Below are 18097 nucleotides of genomic sequence, written 5' to 3'. Positions count from 1 at the left end.
ATTACCTCACTAAAAAGCCTGCGGCGTAGGGATCGGCATCGTCGATGCGGATCTGGTTATAACCATAAACGTGGGCCCAACCTTCAATGGACGGTATTATCGCCGTGCAACCGGCTACTTCGGTTATCGCCTCGACCATGCCGGTAAATTGGCTACCGATGATGCTCTCGTGCACAAAGGGCTGTCCCTGCTTTAATAAACCGCGGGCAAAACGCTGCGCCATGCGGGCACTGGTGCCCGTGCCACAGGGCGAGCGGTCAATAGCGCCATCGCCATAAAACACCGCGTTGGCGGCATCAGAGCCCGCAGTTTTCGGTGCACCGGTCCACAGCACATGGCTAATGCCACTGATACTGCTATCCAGCGGATGCTGACACTGATAAGCGGCGTTAATGGCGTCGCGCAGCAGCGGGCTGAAATGCAGTACCTTGTCAGCACTCCAGTGCTCTAAACCGGGAAAGTTTTCCTGCGGCTCGACAATGGCATAAAAATTCCCGCCATAAGCCACATCTATACTCAGTTCACCCAGCCCGGGCACCGTAATGCGCGCATCGGCGATAGCCAGATAGGACGGCACATTGACAATTTTCACCGTCAGCACTTTGTCGCCCTGCTGGTGGTAGCTGACGCGAATTTGCCCGGCCGGCACATCCAGAATAAGCTCACCCGGTGTTTTCGGCGTTAATAAACCGCTTTCTATGGCGGCGGTAACGGTGCCAATAGTGCCATGGCCACACATCGGCAGGCAGCCACTGGTTTCAATAAACAGTACCGAGGCATCCGCATTGTCTGAACAGGGCGGATACAAAAAAGCGCCCGACATCATGGCGTGGCCGCGTGGCTCAAACATCAGACCTTTGCGGATCCAATCGTGATGGGCGAGAAAATCCAGCCGTTTCTCACTCATGTTGTTGCCCCGCAGCACAGGGTGGCCACTGGTTACCAGCCGCACCGGGTTACCACAGGTGTGGGCATCAATACAAAAATAGGTTCCTTTTAACACAGCCTGCCCCACTGTCGTTATTCAGCCAGCAAGGCCTGATATTTTGCCAAATCCGGCCGGCTATGCAGCGCCTGCGTCACCACCTGCTCCACATAACTGCGCTCGGCGCCTTGCAAGGTTAGCCGCGGTAAGCGCACGTTTTCACTGCCGCGGCCAAGCAGTTGCTCGGCCAACTTGATGCATTGCACCAGCGTTGGAATGGTATCGAGCCGCAGCAGCGGCATAAACCAGCGGTAAATTTCGCGCGCCTCGCTAATGCGCCCAGCCCGGGCCAGCTGAAACAACATTACTGACTCGCGCGGAAACACGTTAGTTAAACCGGAGATCCAGCCGGTGGCCCCCAGCAATACCGACTCCAGCGCAATATCATCAACGCCGCAAAAAATCTGAAAGCGCTGCCCAAAGCGGCTTTGCAGTTCGGTAATGCGGCGGGTGTCAGTGGTAGATTCTTTAATCGCAACGATATTCGGCTCTTCAGCCAGAATGGCCGTCATCTCCAGGTTAATATCCACGCCGTAGCTGACCGGGTTGTTGTACAGCATAATCGGAAGCCGGGTAGCGCGGGCCACCGTCTGGTAGTGCACCAGCACTTCTCTGTCTGTACCGCGGTAAACCACTGCCGGCAATAACATGATGCCATCGACGCCAATTTGCTCAGCGGCTTTAACGTAGTCTATCGCCTGCCCGGCGCTGTGCTCAGTGCAGCCTGCGATCACCGGAATACGTCCGGCCACCGTTTTTACCGTTTGCTGCAAAAACTCCCGCTTTTCTGTGGTGGTCAGCGAGGCATTTTCACCCACAGTACCCAGCGCAATAATGCCGTCGATGCCATCTGCGATAAGCTGCTCTACCATAGCGGCATTCGCAGCAAAGTTAATGCCGCCATTTGCATTGAATTGAGTCGAAATAGCAGGATATACCCCCGCCCAGTTTACCTGAATCATCTGTCTGTTCCTTGTTAGGGTTTCAGTGAAAGTTATTGCCTGCCGATTCAGGATATTGTATACAATCTACAATATCAAGTTATTTTGGAGATCTGATGTCACAGTTAATCGTTGTCGGTGCCGGTATTATTGGCCTGAGCAGTGCAGTATTTCTGCAACAAGCCGGCTTTACGGTAACCCTGTTAGACCCAGCGCAACCTGGAACCGGCTGCTCGTTCGGCAACGCCGGCCACTTTGCTACAGAGCAGGTATTTGGACTGGCCCAGCCAGCGCTGCTGCGCCAGTTACCCGCTATGTTGTTAAAGGCTGACAGTCCGCTGTCAATTCGCGCTGGCTATTTACTGCAGGCAATGCCGTGGTTTATCCGCTTCCTGGCCAATATGGCGCCCCACCGGCGGGCGGCCATTCAGCAGGCGCTAACGGCGTTAAACCGGCAAAGCCTGCCAAGCTGGCAACTGTTGTTGCAACATTGCCAGGCCCAGCCGTTGTTGCAGCAACAAGGCGCGCTACTGGTATCAGAGCAACCTGCCGCCAGGCAGCTGCAGGCGCAATATACCGCCTACCAGCAAGCCGGTATTGCCGTGCGCTTATTACCCCAGGCAGAGCTACTGCAGCTGGAACCTGCGCTGAGCGCCAATATTGCCTGTGGCCTAGAGTTTACTGAGGTTGGCCATACCGCCAACCCTTTTGCACTGTGTCAGCAGTTGTTTAACACCTTTCGCCAGCAAGGCGGACAATATCTGCCCTATAAGCTGTTGCGGATTATCCCGCAAGGCCAGCAGCAAAGGCTGCAAACCGATCAGGGTGAGCTGTGTTGTGACACGTTACTGATCGCCGCTGGCGCCGCATCGCATCGGTTATGCCACCAGCTCGGCTGGAAGGTGCCACTGGAAGCTGAGCGCGGCTATCACCTGATGGTCAATGCCGTGCCATTAAGCAGGCCCGTTAGCAGTGCCGAGCGGAAATTTATTATGACCCCGATGCACAGCGGCCTGAGGCTGGCCGGCACTGCAGAATTTGCCGGGCTGAATGCGACGGCAAATTATCGCCGGGCCGATATGCTGCAGCACCATGCCAGCGCCTTGCTAACAGCGCCGCTTGCGCCGCTTGATAGCAATAGCCGCTGGTGTGGTAACCGGCCTTCCTTGCCAGACTCCTTACCGGTACTGGGTGCCTGTCCACGCCATCAGGGTATTTACTACAACTTTGGCCATCAGCATCTGGGGCTGACACAGGCAGCGTTCAGCGCCGAGTTAATCAGCCAGTGTTTGCAACAGCAAGCCACTGCCATAGACATAACGCCATTTCGGATCAACAGGTTCTGAGTTTGTGCAGCAGTCATTCGCAGCTTTATGGCAAGTCACCATAAAAATATATTGTATACAATATATCAATTGCGGTATAAAAGAGCTGCTTTTTCAGACAAAAACATAACAGGAAGAAGGATGACACTATGCAACAAGCAAAATTATCTCTGGCAATAGCGCTGCTGTGCTCTGCCTCCGGCGCTGTGGCACTGGAGGAAACACAGCAGGGATCAGCAACAACCGTTGAGCGCATCGCGATAACCGGCTCGCGCTTAAAACAGGTAGATATGGAAGGGGCCAGCCCTGTCACCGTTATTGACGCCCAAAGCATTATTGCTGCAGGCTTTAACAATGTCGGTGATGCGCTGCGGGCATCTAACTTTAACTCTTTCGGCTCTTGGGGTGGCGGCGCCAATAACTCCTGGGCATCGCAATCAACCGTATCAATGAAAGGTTCCGGCTCTGAGCGCACCCTGGTGCTGCTGGATGGCCAGCGTATGGCAAAATCGCCGGTGATGGACGGTGGCTCAGCCAACCTAAATACCCTGCCAATGGCAGCGGTTGAGCGCATTGAAGTGTTAAGTGATGGTGCATCTGCTATTTATGGCACCGATGCTATGGCCGGGGTGATTAATATTATTCTGAAAAAAGATTATAACGGCAGCCAGCTAAACGTCCGGCGTGAAACCACCAGTCGCAGCGGCGGTGGCGATAGCTACGATTTTTCGATGACCACCGGTTTTAGCGACAATAACAGCAATTTTATTATGACCTGGGAGCACAAACAGCGTGACGCTATCAATATGCGATCCCGCGCGTACGAAGCGCCCTATGTGGTTGCGGGCGGCGATCCAGGCCTGATGGACGACTGGCGAAAAATCTGGGAATGGGGCCGGACCATCGTTAAATCTTCTGATGGCTCCTGGGCTTACCAAACACCCTTAATGAACGACGATTGTTCTGTTTACAATAAAGACGGCAAAAATGCCTTTATTGGTCCGGTATCCTCATTAGATTACCCGGATGATCGTGCCTGTCTGTATGATCACTCCGTTGCCGCTAACATGACATCAAGCAGCAATCAGGACAATATTCTAGCCATTTACAACCGCGAATTAACGCCAGATATCAAACTGCACGCCAGAACCTACTGGGCGACTAACCGCAGTAAGGATGTGTCGGCGCCTGTGCCAGGCACCATTATTTTTCCGCACGCACTGCCGTCATACACCACCGCTGCTGGCCATACCCTGCGGGCGGTAGATGAAGGCGATCGCATATACTATCGCTTTGATTCCGCCGGCGATCGGGTTGCTAAACATAATGACAATATTCTGGATTTTTTAGTCAGCGTCGAAGGCAATACGTCCTGGGGCTTCTGGGAGTCGGCATTAACAGTAAACCGCTATAACAATTTTACCTGGGGCACCGGCTATCTGTATACCGATGCGGTGCGGGGATTGATTGGACAGTATAATGAAAACACGGCAAGCTTCAGCGGCTGGGACCCGCGCGATCCGGACTCCGAAGTACCAGGCGGTGCCGCTGCCAATATTGACAAATTCTCTAAGGCAAGAGCAATTGATTTTAGCGCGGGCGCAGGTACCGAGTTGTTTGAATTGCCAGCAGGTAGCGTAAGTGCTTACGTTGGCGCCGCTATACGAAAAGAACACTTTATGTCTGATATTGACTCTCTGACTAAAGCAGGAAAAATTTTCGGTGGTAGTGGTGGTGCAGGTGGTACTGGTGAGCGGACTGCAAAAGCTGTGTACAGTGAACTTGCCGTGCCGGTTACCGAGCAACTGGACGTTAACATTGCCGGTCGTTATGATCATTACAGTGATTTTGGTGGTACTTTCAATCCACAATTGGGGCTGCGCTACACCCCGCTGCCTAACCTGCTGGTACGTGCCTCTTACGGTGAAGGTTTCCGTGCACCTACCCTTGCCGATTTGTACCGCGGGCCAACCCAGGGCTGGTACACCATTACCAACTACCCGCTTTGCCATGATACTGCGGCTGAACAAATTACCGGCTGTACCCGGCGCGACAGTATTTATGTCGATATTGGTGGCAACGACAAACTTAAAGCTGAAACCTCAAAAACCAGTAACCTCGGTGTAGTTTGGGACATTCACGATAACATCAGTTTAACCGCAGACTTCTGGGAGTTAAAAATTGATAATATTATCAGTCAACTAAGCCCAGGCCTTATCGCCTACAGTCAAGCTAAGCTATGGGAAGCAGCAGATGCGGCAGGCCAGCCAAGGCCTGCCATTTCCGAGTTATTTCCCAATACAGCTATTAGTTTTCTGCCAAACGGCCGTTTGGAGAATATGAAGATCACCACCACTAACCGTGGTTTTGAGGAAAAACGAGGTATTGATGTCAAATTAAGTGGCCGCCTGAATACTGACATCGGTGAATTTAAAGCCGATCTGGGCTTGTCGCACATCACCCGCTTCAAACGCTCGCAATCTGTTGCCACTAATATAGGTGAGTTGGAGATGGGGATAAATGAGATTGGCCGTATTAGTTACCCTTCCGATCGAGTCAACCTGACGCTCAATTACAATCTGGGTGATCACAGCCTGACTTACTACAGCAACTATATCAGCGCGCAGAAGAATAAAGAGTTAAATACTGACGATAACTGGGTAATAGACAACAGGGTCGGTTCATTAGTTACCCATAATATTTCCTATCAACTCGAGCTGCCATGGCAAGGGAAAGTCAGTTTCGGGGTAAATAACCTGACTGATGAAGATCCACGCTTTGATAAATGGGGCGGTTACTCGCGCAGCCTATACAGCATCTATGGCCGCACCCTGTATCTGGGTTACACCCAGAGCTTCTAGGTCCTGGTAGCAAGAGGTGGCTATTTTTTCATCTTTTGCCGTTTGCTCCTGACTTAACAATCAGGAGCTTTTTTTGAGACTACCCCTATGAAATATTATTTACCGGCAGCCTTGCTGAGCATAACGCTACTTTGCTCTTTGGCAGTGTTAGCTCTCAACCAAAACGAAGCTATCAACCAAAACGAAGTTCAACAGCAAGTGGATAGCCTAAAACATGCTTTATCGCAGACGGTAATCCATAAAATCGAGAAGATAACCAGTAAATTAGCCAGCCAAAGCACAGAATGGCCAAATATTGAACAGGAATTAACTTTTCTGCGGACCTTTTCTTATCAGCATCCTGCGGAGCAACTGAATGCCCAGGCATTGGCACAAATGCAGAGTATGCTCATTACCCTGGCGCAGCATCCGGGCTTTTTTACAGAAAATGTGCAAGCCTGGCGCTGGCAGGAACAATTTAGCGTCTTAACTTATCGCTACCCCATTGCCGAAACTACGCAAAAAAACCAACAACTACAATTTCTTAGCCAGCTAAGTCAGCGCTTACCTTCAGCGCAGCAAGCGGCCGAATATGCCTGGTGGGAGGCCATCAGAGCGAAAGCCTTTTTGCTGGTAACCGCCCGCCAACAAGATGAATTAAAAAAAGCGCTGAATCAACAGGACTGGCAAACCTCGCTGCTGGCGCTTATCCCCACCGCAAGCAGCTGGCAGCTGGAGCACCTGCTCTGGTTATTGGCTTACCAGCATATCTTACTGCCAGCCGAAGCCCAACAGGCGCTGGATAGTGCAGTGCAGCAGTCATTATTGACTCATCCGCTGCTTAACAAAAAGGAGCAAAAACAGCTATTTAGCTGGCGTTATCTGGCAAATTCCTTCCGGGTGCGGGACAACTGCGAGCAGGAGTTTGCCGATTGGTGTGTCTTACCGAACATTGAGGAAGCATTGCCACATCAACATAGTTGCCATGCTGGTTTGCTCATCCGTTACAACAATATAGACAATATGCAGCTACAACAGCTTTGTCAGCAAATGATGGCTCAGAACGATGCCTTTCATCAGCTGCTGCAAAGCGCCCGCCAGCCGGTGGCAAATGATTTTAATAACGTGCTGGAAGTGATTGTGTTTGACGATTACAGCGACTACAACCTGTATGGCGCTCTTTACTTTAATATTCATACCAATAATGGCGGCATGTACATTGAAGGCAAGCCGTCTGATCCGCACAATCAGGCCCGCTTTTTCGCCTTTCAGCAATTCTGGCAAGCAGAGCCCTTTGCGGTGTGGAATCTGCAACATGAATATGTGCATTATCTGGACGGCCGCTATAACAGTTACGGCGCTTTTGGCCATTTCCCCAGCCATAAAGTGTGGTGGTCAGAAGGTCTGGCTGAGCTGATTGCGGTGGGCGCGCATAACCCTAAAGCCCTCGCTTTGCTAAATGAAACGCCGGCAGGCGAAGAGCCTGCACTGACCAGTATTTTTGCCGCCCGCTATCAGGACGGACTGGACCTGACCTATCGCTGGTCCTATCTAGCCTGGCGCTTTTTACAAAGCGAGCTGCCCGACAGCATTCCGGCCCTGGCGCAGGCACTGCGTACCGACTTTTTTGCTGGCTATTTTACGCAGTTAGCCGACATTGCCGCGCAGCAGCAAACCAACTTCAGCGCCTATTTGCAGCAGTTGCGTCAAACCAAAGCAATAGCTCCACAGTCAGAAGAGCTGCCCTACCTTGGCCGTTACCTGTACCGCAGCTATCTGCAGCCGGCACATTTGCCCATTACCCCACAACACTATCACCGCTTAAGCCCGGTGCAAACTAATGAGGAGCGCTTACCATGAGCCTGCCTAAACTGCCGTCCGGCGAATTGCTCGGCCATCCTAAAGGCTTATTTTTACTGTTTGGCACCGAAATGTGGGAGCGTTTTTCCTACTACGCTATGCGCGCCTTACTGGTGTTGTATCTGGTTGATAAGGTACGTGCTGAGGGTGGCGGCCTGGGCTGGGAATATGCCAGCGCGCTGCAACTTTACGGGACCTTTACCATGCTGGTATATGTTACCCCCTTGCTCGGCGGCTGGCTGGCGGATCACATTACCGGCCAGCGGCTGGCGATTATTATAGGCAGTATCTTAATGGCTATCGGCCAGTTTAGCCTGGCGCTGCCCCATGCCTGGTTGCCAGGCTATGAAATGCATGCTTTTTATACTGGCCTGGGCTTTTTGGTACTAGGTAATGGCTTGTTTAAACCTAATATTTCTACCATGGTAGGCGATTTGTACCAGCCAGGGGATAATCGGCGCGACGGGGCTTTTACCGTGTTTTATCTCGGCGTGAATCTGGGCATGTTTTTGGCCGGGATCTGTGTTGGGTTGATGATTGATCAGTTTGGTTACCAGCTGGCGCTGGATGGCGAAACGGTGCAGATTCGCAATTACCAGGCCGGCTTTTTGCTGGCCGGTTTTGGCATGCTGATTGCGCTGGTGCTGCAGATGACGCTGGCTAAACCCTTGCTGGGTAGCATTGGCATTGAGCCGGCAGCCAAACGTGAGCGCCGCTTGCAGCAGGGGCCGCGTAAAACCCCGCTCACTAAACAAGAAGTAGATCGGCTAAAAGTGATCCTGATCATGGGGTTGTTTACCATTATATTCTGGGCCGGGTTTGAACAGGCTGGTGGCTTAATGAATATTTATGCCGATCGGTTTGTCGACCGTACTCTTAATATTGGTGAAGGCGCAGTCGAGCTGAACCCTGCGTATTTTCAGGCATTAAACCCGCTGTTTATTATGATTTTTGCGCCGCTATTTGCCATGCTCTGGCTAAAACTGGGTAAACACGATCCTAACTCACCACTGAAATTCGCGCTGGGTCTGGCATTAATGGCCATTGGCTTTCTGATGATGGTCGCCGCTACCTTACAATACAGTACGGAGCATCAATCAAGCCTGTGGTGGCTGGTATTGGCCTATCTGTTTTTTACCCTGGGCGAGCTGTGCTTATCGCCTATTGGTTTGGCGATGGTTACCCGGCTATCCCCACTTCGGATGGCGTCGCTGATGATGGGGGCCTGGTACTTCTTTATGGCCGGTGCCAATAAACTGGCCGGACTGATTGGCGCCTTAATCGGCACCAATGACGCCGCCACTGATCAGCAAATGGTCGCCAATGCCGGCGCTATTTTCGGCGGCTTTACCCTGGCAGCCTTACTGGCCGCCTTGTTACTGTATCTGTGGGCAGACAAGCTGGTGTACTGGATGCATGGCAGCGCAGCGCCTATCCAAGCTGCGCCCTTGCAAGGTGCCCCCATAAAAGTCGCCACCCCACCGCAACAAATATGAGCCATATTGCGATGCAGGCTGGTCGCTCAATCGCTCAGAATTAACTGGAAAGGATGCCAGTTAATTGCACTGTTCCTTATTTCTCTTATGCCAAAAGGCTATTTCCTGTCCGGTTTTAGACGCAAATCAACCTAAACTTTATATTGTATACAATATCTTTTATGCTAAGTTGATCCAGCCGTTAACGGCAAGTAACTATAAAGACAACACCAGAAGGAACAAAAGCTAATGAAAACAAAAATTTTGCTGCTTAGTTTGCTCTTTAGCAGCAGCGCCTTGCTTGCTGACGAGCAGATAACGCCGTCTCACCCCGGCCTGTTGATGCAGGATTTAGAACACGGGCATGAGCACAGTGCGCACCCGATACCACGGCCACCGCGACTGGTTTCACCGCATGAATTTGAAAAAGTGCAGGCGAAATTGCATGCCCAAAAAACCCGCACGGTGTTGCCAGCCCATTTAATCCCGGATGCTGACAAAGCCTATGCCACGGCTCATCAGGCCAATATTATCGATGCCGGCTCAGAATCGCTGCGGCAGCACACGCTAAGCCAAAGTAGCTGTAGCAGCCCCGATACGTTGTTACCTTTATATGGCCAGGCGCTGATTGAGGCGGTTGAAAATGCCAACCTGGCAGCTTGCCTTTATAAGCTGTACAACACTAACCTGGCCGGCAGTGGCCATTTTTCTGCTGAAAAAATATTAACTATTGCCCAGGCGATTGTCAGCCGGCTGGCGGCTTTTGATGGCAGCAACGCCAGCGGCGCTGTTGAACTGGAAAAACTGGTTAGTTACCTGCGGGCGATGCACTGGGTTGAAGGCAATAGCGGTAGTCAATTCAGCGCCCAGTACCAGGCGCTGTTGTTGCAGGCTTTTGATAACTATTTTGGCGGCGAGCACTTTCTCCGGTTTGACGGTGATATCTCGCGTAATTTTATGTTGCGCTATGAAATGCTGGTGTTGGTCAGCAGTTCGGGCACGGATCGCCTACGTTACATGAAACGATTCAGCCAGGCGCTAACAGGCTATGCCCGCTCAGTGTCCCGGACTAATAACTGGGGCGTGGGCTACGAAGAAAACGGTGTCACCCAACTGCTAACCCATTACTTTAACGCCAGTACCGCCAACAGTGATACCTTACCGGCATTATTGCTTAGCGAGCCGCAAATCATCAGTAATCTGCGCGATTTTGTGCTGAACGAAGGCATCTGGCTGGTAGGCCATACCCGCGAATACCAATGGTCTGATGCGGTAACTGAACTGGCCCGCTTACTTAAGTTTGGCGGCAGTATCGCTGACAGTGTCCGCCCTGCAGTGCAGCACATTCTGGCAAACTATCAATTTGGTGGCGTTGGTTCAAACGGCTGGGTTAATGCCCAGGGCATGGTTAAATTTTACGATAGCCAAAACTGCCATTTGTATGGCAATGCCTGTGACTTTGATCTCGAAGGCACCGTGCTGGCGGGTCAACATACCTGTGGCGACACCCTTAAAGTGCGCTACCAGCAGCCGATTGTCACGGCTAATCTGCAGCAGATATGTCTGGACCTGTCCGCGCAGGAGCAAGGGTTTCATCAGCTGTTTGGCAGCGCGGGCAAGCCTGTAGCCAACGACAACAATACCGATCTTGAAGTGGTGATTTTCAGTTCATCTGCAGATTATCAAAACTACGCCGGTACTTTCTTTGGTATTGATACCAACAATGGCGGCATGTATCTGGAAGGCACGCCTTCTGATCCGGATAACCAGGCGCGCTTTATTGCCTATCAGGCGTCCTGGCTGCAGCCTGAGTTTGTGGTGTGGAATTTAGAACACGAGTATGTCCATTATCTGGATGGCCGTTACAACCAGTGGGGTAGCTTTAGTGATCAACCTGCCGACTTAGTCTGGTGGGGCGAAGGATTAGCAGAGTACCTGTCAAAAGGAGATATAAACCCTACGGCTTTGGCTGTAGCTCCAAATAAAACTTATCAGCTGAGTGAGCTATTCCAGACAACTTATGCCAACAGTAACACCGCCCGTACCTACCACTGGGGTTACTTAGCCACCCGCTTTATGTTTGAGCGCTACCGGCCGCTGGTTGATCAGGAATTATTGCCCACCTTGCGGGCTGTAAAATACTTTATTTCAGATTTACCCTGCAGTTTTGAATGGGGCTGGCAAAGTAAAGCCGTGGCTATTCAGAACAACTGGAGCTGGCTGTATGACGACAGCGAATGGAGTGAAGGTAACTGGGTATGGACCTGCGGCCAGCCGGTGGATCACTCGGCACCGGAGTTACCTGACTATGTACCCTACGCTGACATTATGGCCGGCTGGAACAGCCGTTTTGATGCTGAGTTTCACGACTGGCTGGATTGCATTGTCAGTGGCGAAGACTGCCGTAACAACACTGATCCGGTAACGGCGCTGCAAAATGGTCAGGCCGTTGCAGTAAACGGTACCAGAGACTCCGAGCAACATTTCAGTATTAGTTTGCCGGCAAATGCTTATGATTTGAAAATTATCAGCGGTGGTGGTAGTGGCGATCTTGATCTCTATGTCAGACAAGGGCTGGCCCCCACACTGACCGAATGGGACTTCCGCCCTTATGTAATAGGTAACAGAGAGCGGGTAGAGATACTGCAACCCCAACATAGCCAATGGCATGTAATGCTGCATGGCTACCGTGCGTTTGCCGATGCCAGCCTTACCGCCAGCTGGCAAGAAGGAACTCTTAGCCAATTGCAACAGTGGCAGGGGTTAACCGGCAGTACTAAGCAGTACCATTGGGTGTATGTGCCAGCGCAGGCAAAAGCGCTGTATTTCACTCTGAGTAACGGCAGTGGTGATGCCCAGCTGTACGTGAAACGTCAGGGTTGGCCTGCCCCGAATAATTACGATGCAGCGTCAAGCATTACCCGTGGCACCAGCCAGAAAATCTATATGCCCAATATTGTGCCCGGTAGCTATTACCACATTATGGTCAATACGCTGGAAGGGTTCAGCGGGGTTGATCTTAAGGTATTAATGGTGGAATAAGTTAGACCAGAGTGACGAAACAGCGGCCAGCTTTCACTGGCCGCTGTTTTTTATTGGAGGTTGCCATTATTCAGCGTCAAGCTTGGTGACTAACGCCTTAATTTCGGCTGCTGCACCTAGTATATGTTGTTGTAATAGTTTACAGGCTTGTTCCGTTTGCTGTTGCCGAACCAACGTTAACAGCTGACTATGTTCAGGCCCGGCTTTTTTAACCCCACCAGCCAGCATCAGATGCACTCGGATATAGCGGTCGGAATTACTGTTCAGGTTTTGGACTATTTCCAAAGTCAAAGGCCGGTTAGCCGCACGGTATAAACTCATATGAAAGCGACTGTTAAGCTCGCTCCAGCCCCCTGAGGTGTCAGATGCCTGATAGGCCTGACTCATTTGCTGCAACAAGCTTTCACTGATGGCCAGCTCAGCGTCGGTCAGCTTAGGAATGGCCAGGCGGAGTAATTCGCATTCCAACAAGGCCCGTAATTCGAATAACTCTGTTACCTGCTCGGCCGACAATTTGGTTGCTGTGGCACCTTTATGTGCTTCAAACTCTACCAGGCCCTCCGCTTCCAACTGCAGCAATGCTTCGCGCACCGGAATCCGGCTGACATTCAGCTCCTCTGCCAATGCCGCCTGACGCAACGGCTCACCGGCTTTGATAGCACCGGTAAGAATTTTTTCCCGGATTGCCTCAACTACTACCTGGGTTCGGGTTTTATATTCAACAACCATAACAGTGCCTGTATTGTTATTAACATGGTATGCAGTATATCAAATACATTTAATGCTGCAGCAATAACTTAGCCGCATCGCTAAAACAGAGCTTGCTGCCTTAATTTATTTTGTATATTGTATGCAAAATAGGAGGATCGATTAATGCGTTTAAGTCAATTACGCCAACTGATGGCCGACCTGCAATATCAGGCATTGCTGCTGACCGAACCAATCAATATTCGTTATCTGGCCGGTTTTAGTGGCAGTGCGGCCAGTTTGCTGATTACCCCACAGCAACAGTTTCTGATTACGGACTATCGCTATACCGAACAGGCGGCTGAGCAATGCCCGGCAATGCAGATTATCTGCCGCGATCGTTCGCGCCAGAGTTTAGGCCAGTGTCTTGCCCCGCTTCTCAGAGGTATTGATACGCTGCACCTAGAGTACCAGCATCTGCCGGTTAGCCAGTTTTTGCAATTGCAGCAAGAATTACCCTGTCAACTGGCCCCTGGTCTTAACCTGACTGAACAGCTACGCGCCTGTAAAGACCACACTGAGCTTGCCTCAGTGCGCCAGGCAGTGGCTATTGCCGAGCAAGCGCTGGCTTGGTTGCTACCCCAGCTGAAACCGGGCATGACCGAAGCAGCCGCGGCTGCCTTACTGGAGCAGCAGCTATTTGCGCTGGGCGCAGAGGCGTTGGCGTTTCCAACCATTTTGCTGTCCGGGGCACGCTCGGCTCTGCCGCATGGCAAACCCGGTGGCGGCCAGCTGCAACATGGCGACTGGCTGCTGATCGACTTTGGCGCTGAAGTAGGCGGCTATCGTTCTGATATTAGCCGTACCTATGTTATCGGGGCCGCAACGCCGCTGCAGCGTGATTTTTATCAAACGGTACTCTGTGCCCAGCAAGCAGCACTGGCCATAATTGGCCCTGGAGTAACAGGTGATGCGGTGAACGCCGCTGCGGCTGCCGTGCTTGCTGCATCACCTTATGCGGACTTTGCTGGTGAAGGCATTGGCCATGGAACTGGCCTGGTGTTGCACGAATATCCGCTGATGCGCAAGGGCTGTGACGCTGTATTGCAACCTGGCATGGTAGTGACAGTAGAGCCGGGCCTGTATAAGCCCGGCTTTGGCGGAGTTCGCATTGAAGATAATATTCTTATCACCGAACGCGGTTATGAACTCCTGACCACCAGCCCAAAGCAACTTACTGTTTTGAAAGGTTTCAGTCTGGCCGCTTTACATCAGGCCGATTCCAGTCAGGCGTAGCTACTTGCTGCAGATGACGCAGAAAAAAGTCAAACTGGCGGCGCTGTATATAGCGAATGGGCCCGCTGGAGCGGCCAACGCTATGCTCACCGCCAGGCACCAGCAGCAAATCAAAATCTTTGTCAGCGCGGATCAGCGCATCCACCAGTTGCATAGTGGATGCCGGGTCGACATTGCTGTCCTGCTCACCATTAATAAGCAGCAGCCGGCCTTGTAATAAAGCGGCATGCTCCACCACCGAAGATGCCGCATACTGTGGCCCAACCGGATAACCCAGCCACTGCTCATTCCAGCTGATTTTATCCATCCGGTTGTCATAACAACCGGCATAGGCTACCCCAACCCGGTAAAAATCTGGATGAAACAACAGCGCCGCAACCGTGCTCTGACCGCCGGCCGAGGCGCCATAGATGCCTACCCCTTCTGCAATGTTGTACCAGGGAAATTGCTTAGCCGCCGCCTGATGCCACAAAATGCGATCAGCAAAGCCGGAATCCACTAAGTCTTGCCAGGCTACATCATGAAAGGCTTTTGAGCGATTAGCCGTGCCCATGCCATCAATTTGCACCACAATAAAACCCAGATCAGCCAGCGCCTGCATGCCAATCACTTTATCGCCGCCGGAGTGAAAACCAAAAGGCCAAAAGCTCTTGGGCACAAAGCTGTCATGCGGCCCGGCATAAATATTCTCAATTACCGGGTAACGTCTGGCTGGGTCAAACTGTTGAGGTTTCACGATTAAGCCCCAGATATCAGTGTTGCCATCACGGCCCTTAGCGACAAAAGGCTCAGGAGCAGTAAAGCCGGCAGCGGTCAGCTTGCTAATGTCAGCCCGGGCCAGCTCGCGCAGCAGGGCATTATCGCTACTGCGGCGCAGCTCGGCCACATAAGGTAAATCGACCCGCGAGTAGCGCACTATGTAATGCTGACGGTCAGGCGACAAAGCTACCTCATGCTGGGCATTGCGCTTGGTTAAGGCAGTAAAATCGCTGCCATCCAGCCCTACCCGGAACAACTGCTCAAAGTATGGGTCCTGCTCTGGATAATACCCACTGGCGGTAAACCAGATCTGACCGGCAGCTTCATCCACTGCCAGCACCTGGCGCACCCGCCAGTTGCCTTTGGTTAATTGTCGGGTTGTTTGGCCACTGTTATCGGTGTGATATAAATGCGCCCAGCCATCGCGCTCCGACAGCCAGACAACCCCCTGCCCGCCTTGCTGCAAGGGTTGATAAAAAGCCGCCCACATATTAACGAATGTCGGGCTGTCATCCGTTACAACGGCGGTTGCTGTGGCTGTATCGGCATCAACCCGGATAATCCGCATCCGCTGATGGCCGCGTTCGGTATAACGGAAGCTAAAAGCGCTGCTATCGTCCTGCCAGGCCAGGCGGTCAAGCCGGTAAGGCGTGGCAAATAGAGCATTGGCAATATCCACTGCGGTATTATCCGCCAGCCGCACTAGTACCGGCTGTTCAATATCCACCGCATCGCCTGGTTTAGGGTACAACTGACTAATAACTTCAGGCTCCAGCTGATCAGCTGGCGCGGCCAGCAGCCGCGTAATCAGCCGCTGTTTGCCGGGAAGCACCCGCATTACCACCAGGGCCGAACTATCGGGCGCCCACTGGATTGATTCCGGATCATAAAAATCACCGGATTGGCCATCGGTACTGAGAAATAACTGCTGACCTTGCTGATCCTGAATTAGCAGGTTGTACTCTGTAACCCGCGCCTGATAGCGCCCATCCGGTGAGGGTTTGGGGGTATTATCTGCCGCTACGCGCATATCCCGCACCACGCCAAAGGCTTGCGGGCGACGGTTATCAGCGATAACACGGCATTCAGCTGGTCGCAATTGGCACTGCCAGCGCTGCTCAGCATAATAAAATTGGATTTGCTGACCTGCGTTATGGTAGCGGAACTGTTCGAACGGCAAGGCTAAGGCGTTAATTTCAGCACCACTGGCCGTACTCAGCGCTGTGGCAAGGGTATGATGGTCAAAAGCGGCTGTCGGTTTTTCATCCGCCACGCTGGCCCGGAAGAACATAAAGCCCCCTTCCACACTGAGCTTATAGTGAAAGCTGTCATGCTGTTCAGACCAGGTCGGTTGCAACATCAGGTCGCGGGTCAGCGGCAACCACTGCTCGCGTAAAGCCAGCGAGCGTTCTATCGTTGTGCTATCAACCGCAGCCTGGCTGCCAATACTTAGCAGTAAAGTGACATAAAGAATAGGAATGAGTCTCATCGTAACGTTCGCCCTGCAGGCTGAAAAGTCAGACGCCCAGATTAATGCATACTGTATACAAAAATCAACAAGCAAGCCTGACGTTAAAACTGGCTGCAGCAACACCATGACTATACAAGTTGGTTATTATTTAAGCGATAATTCGGAGGTTGAAAAATACTGACTAGCCTTGAAATCAGTCAATAGCAGGCCAAACAAATGCAATAAGCTGTTTTTATTAATTATTTAAAAAATCATTAATGCCAAAAAATATTTATCGGCAACTTGCCTTCCCAAGATTAAACAGGTAACTTGTATAGCATCTTAATCAGCAAGAACCCGACAATGCTAAACGTTACTACCCTACACCATCATAGGCACTAGCCGTCCGGAATTTCGGAGGGCTATGGTCTGGCGCTCCGGTGGTAACGTAACAAAAACCCCGAGCTCAGGCCCGGGGTTTTTGTTTATTGTTTCAGCCATTTTTAGTTATCGTCATGGAGACCATTATGAGTCCGGCAACAGAAAGTAAACGCTTACGAATCGCCATGCAGAAATCCGGCCGCTTGTCGGTAGATTCTCAGGCCTTATTCACCAGCTGCGGTTTAAAAATCAACCTGCGCGAACAGCGGCTGATCGCCCATGTCGAAAATATGGATATTGATATTCTGCGGGTGCGTGACGACGATATACCCGGCCTGGTGATGGACGGCGTTTGTGATTTAGGCATTGTTGGCGAGAACGTGCTGGAAGAAGAATCACTGCAGCGGCAACTGGATAACGACAGCTTCGATTACACCGTATTAAAACGGCTGGATTTCGGTGGCTGCCGCTTATCCATCGCCGTACCCCAGGAAGAGGCCTATCAAGGCCCAGCCGCATTAGAGGGTAAAACCATTGCCACCACCTACCCGCGTTTACTGGGCCGCTATTTAAAGCAGCAAGGCGTAAATGCCAGAATTGTCACCTTAAAAGGCTCAGTTGAAGTGGCGCCACGGGCTGGTTTAGCCGATGCGATATGTGATTTAGTGTCAACCGGCGCAACGCTGGAAGCCAATGGCTTAAAAGAAGTCGATGTTATTTACCGCAGCAAAGCGGTGCTTATTCAGCGTAAAGATTTAACCGACAGCAAGCAGTTAAAACTGATAAACAAGCTGATGCCACGGATCAATGGTGTAATGCAAGCCAATGAAAGCAAATACATTATGCTGCATGCACCGCGGGCAAAGCTGGATCAGGTAATAGCCTTACTGCCTGGCGCGGAGAACCCGACGATGCTGCCACTGGCCGGCAATGACAGCATGGTAGCCATTCACGTCGTCAGCAGTGAAACCTTGTTCTGGGAAACCATGGAGCAATTAAAGGCGCTGGGCGCCAGCTCTATTCTAGTACTACCAATCGAAAAAATGATGGAGTAGC

At 51.7% G+C, this 18097-nt stretch carries 11 protein-coding genes; 7 read left to right on the top strand and 4 right to left on the bottom strand.

The annotated features are described in order from the left end of the window. Position 1: 1 nt before the first annotated feature. Complete coding sequence (locus WG68_RS09640; RefSeq protein WP_046557545.1) at positions 2-1003, bottom strand: 4-hydroxyproline epimerase; 1002 nt, start codon at positions 1001-1003, stop codon at positions 2-4. A gap of 17 nt (positions 1004-1020) precedes the next feature. Next, complete coding sequence (gene dapA, locus WG68_RS09635) at positions 1021-1947, bottom strand: 4-hydroxy-tetrahydrodipicolinate synthase (RefSeq protein ID WP_235357713.1); 927 nt, start codon at positions 1945-1947, stop codon at positions 1021-1023. Between the two features lie 95 nt (positions 1948-2042). On the opposite strand from dapA, the gene WG68_RS09630 reads away from it, so the two are divergent. The 5 genes from WG68_RS09630 (at position 2043) to WG68_RS09610 (ending at position 12468) form a co-directional block, all read left to right on the top strand. Beyond that, a complete protein-coding gene (locus tag WG68_RS09630; protein WP_046557478.1) occupies positions 2043-3272 on the top strand; it encodes an NAD(P)/FAD-dependent oxidoreductase in 1230 nt (409 codons plus the stop codon). Positions 3273-3400: 128 nt separating this feature from the next. Beyond that, on the top strand, positions 3401-6112 hold the full coding sequence (locus WG68_RS09625; protein WP_046557477.1) for a TonB-dependent receptor domain-containing protein: 2712 nt from the start codon (positions 3401-3403) through the stop codon (positions 6110-6112). An 87-nt stretch (positions 6113-6199) separates the two neighbouring features. Next, the gene (locus tag WG68_RS19095) at positions 6200-7951 is read left to right on the top strand and encodes a collagenase (protein ID WP_052749039.1); all 1752 of its coding nucleotides are present in this window, start codon (positions 6200-6202) and stop codon (positions 7949-7951) included. Beyond that, positions 7948-9447, top strand: a complete 1500-nt coding sequence (locus WG68_RS09615; protein ID WP_046557476.1) for a peptide MFS transporter — start codon at positions 7948-7950, stop codon at positions 9445-9447. The genes WG68_RS19095 and WG68_RS09615 overlap by 4 nt, the downstream gene beginning before the upstream one ends. A 228-nt stretch (positions 9448-9675) precedes the next feature. Next, positions 9676-12468, top strand: a complete 2793-nt coding sequence (locus WG68_RS09610; protein WP_046557475.1) for a M9 family metallopeptidase — start codon at positions 9676-9678, stop codon at positions 12466-12468. Between the two features lie 66 nt (positions 12469-12534). Here the strand turns inward: WG68_RS09610 and WG68_RS09605 are convergent, their stop codons facing one another. After that, on the bottom strand, positions 12535-13197 hold the full coding sequence (locus WG68_RS09605; RefSeq protein ID WP_046557474.1) for a GntR family transcriptional regulator: 663 nt from the start codon (positions 13195-13197) through the stop codon (positions 12535-12537). 144 nt (positions 13198-13341) lie between these two features. Here WG68_RS09605 and WG68_RS09600 point away from each other — a divergent pair, with 144 nt between their 5' ends. Next, positions 13342-14451, top strand: a complete 1110-nt coding sequence (locus tag WG68_RS09600; protein WP_046557473.1) for a M24 family metallopeptidase — start codon at positions 13342-13344, stop codon at positions 14449-14451. On the opposite strand, the gene WG68_RS09595 is transcribed toward WG68_RS09600, so the two are convergent. Beyond that, positions 14408-16699: a S9 family peptidase gene (locus WG68_RS09595; RefSeq protein ID WP_046557472.1), complete on the bottom strand. Its 2292-nt coding sequence runs from the start codon at positions 16697-16699 to the stop codon at positions 14408-14410. The genes WG68_RS09600 and WG68_RS09595 overlap by 44 nt on opposite strands. Positions 16700-17187: 488 nt before the next feature. Here WG68_RS09595 and hisG point away from each other — a divergent pair, with 488 nt between their 5' ends. Further along, on the top strand, positions 17188-18096 hold the full coding sequence (gene hisG, locus WG68_RS09590; RefSeq protein WP_046557471.1) for an ATP phosphoribosyltransferase: 909 nt from the start codon (positions 17188-17190) through the stop codon (positions 18094-18096). The last annotated feature ends 1 nt before the right edge of the window (position 18097 follow it).

Source organism: Arsukibacterium ikkense (assembly GCF_000987775.1).
Taxonomy (GTDB): domain Bacteria; phylum Pseudomonadota; class Gammaproteobacteria; order Enterobacterales; family Alteromonadaceae; genus Alishewanella; species Alishewanella ikkense.
The sequence above is the reverse complement of the archived record's forward strand: the minus strand, read 5'-3'. Positions and strand labels throughout refer to the sequence as shown.

Bases quoted from the DNA above. Each gene is read 5' to 3' on its own strand.
- WG68_RS09595 (WP_046557472.1), bottom strand. From the start codon at position 16,699: ATGAGACTCATTCCTATTCTTTATGTCACTTTACTGCTAAGTATTGGC.
- WG68_RS09615 (WP_046557476.1), top strand. From the start codon at position 7,948: ATGAGCCTGCCTAAACTGCCGTCCGGCGAATTGCTCGGCCATCCTAAA.
- WG68_RS19095 (WP_052749039.1), top strand. From the start codon at position 6,200: ATGAAATATTATTTACCGGCAGCCTTGCTGAGCATAACGCTACTTTGC.
- dapA (WP_235357713.1), bottom strand. From the start codon at position 1,947: ATGATTCAGGTAAACTGGGCGGGGGTATATCCTGCTATTTCGACTCAA.
- WG68_RS09625 (WP_046557477.1), top strand. From the start codon at position 3,401: ATGCAACAAGCAAAATTATCTCTGGCAATAGCGCTGCTGTGCTCTGCC.
- WG68_RS09630 (WP_046557478.1), top strand. From the start codon at position 2,043: ATGTCACAGTTAATCGTTGTCGGTGCCGGTATTATTGGCCTGAGCAGT.
- WG68_RS09600 (WP_046557473.1), top strand. From the start codon at position 13,342: ATGCGTTTAAGTCAATTACGCCAACTGATGGCCGACCTGCAATATCAG.
- hisG (WP_046557471.1), top strand. From the start codon at position 17,188: ATGAGTCCGGCAACAGAAAGTAAACGCTTACGAATCGCCATGCAGAAA.
- WG68_RS09610 (WP_046557475.1), top strand. From the start codon at position 9,676: ATGAAAACAAAAATTTTGCTGCTTAGTTTGCTCTTTAGCAGCAGCGCC.
- WG68_RS09605 (WP_046557474.1), bottom strand. From the start codon at position 13,197: ATGGTTGTTGAATATAAAACCCGAACCCAGGTAGTAGTTGAGGCAATC.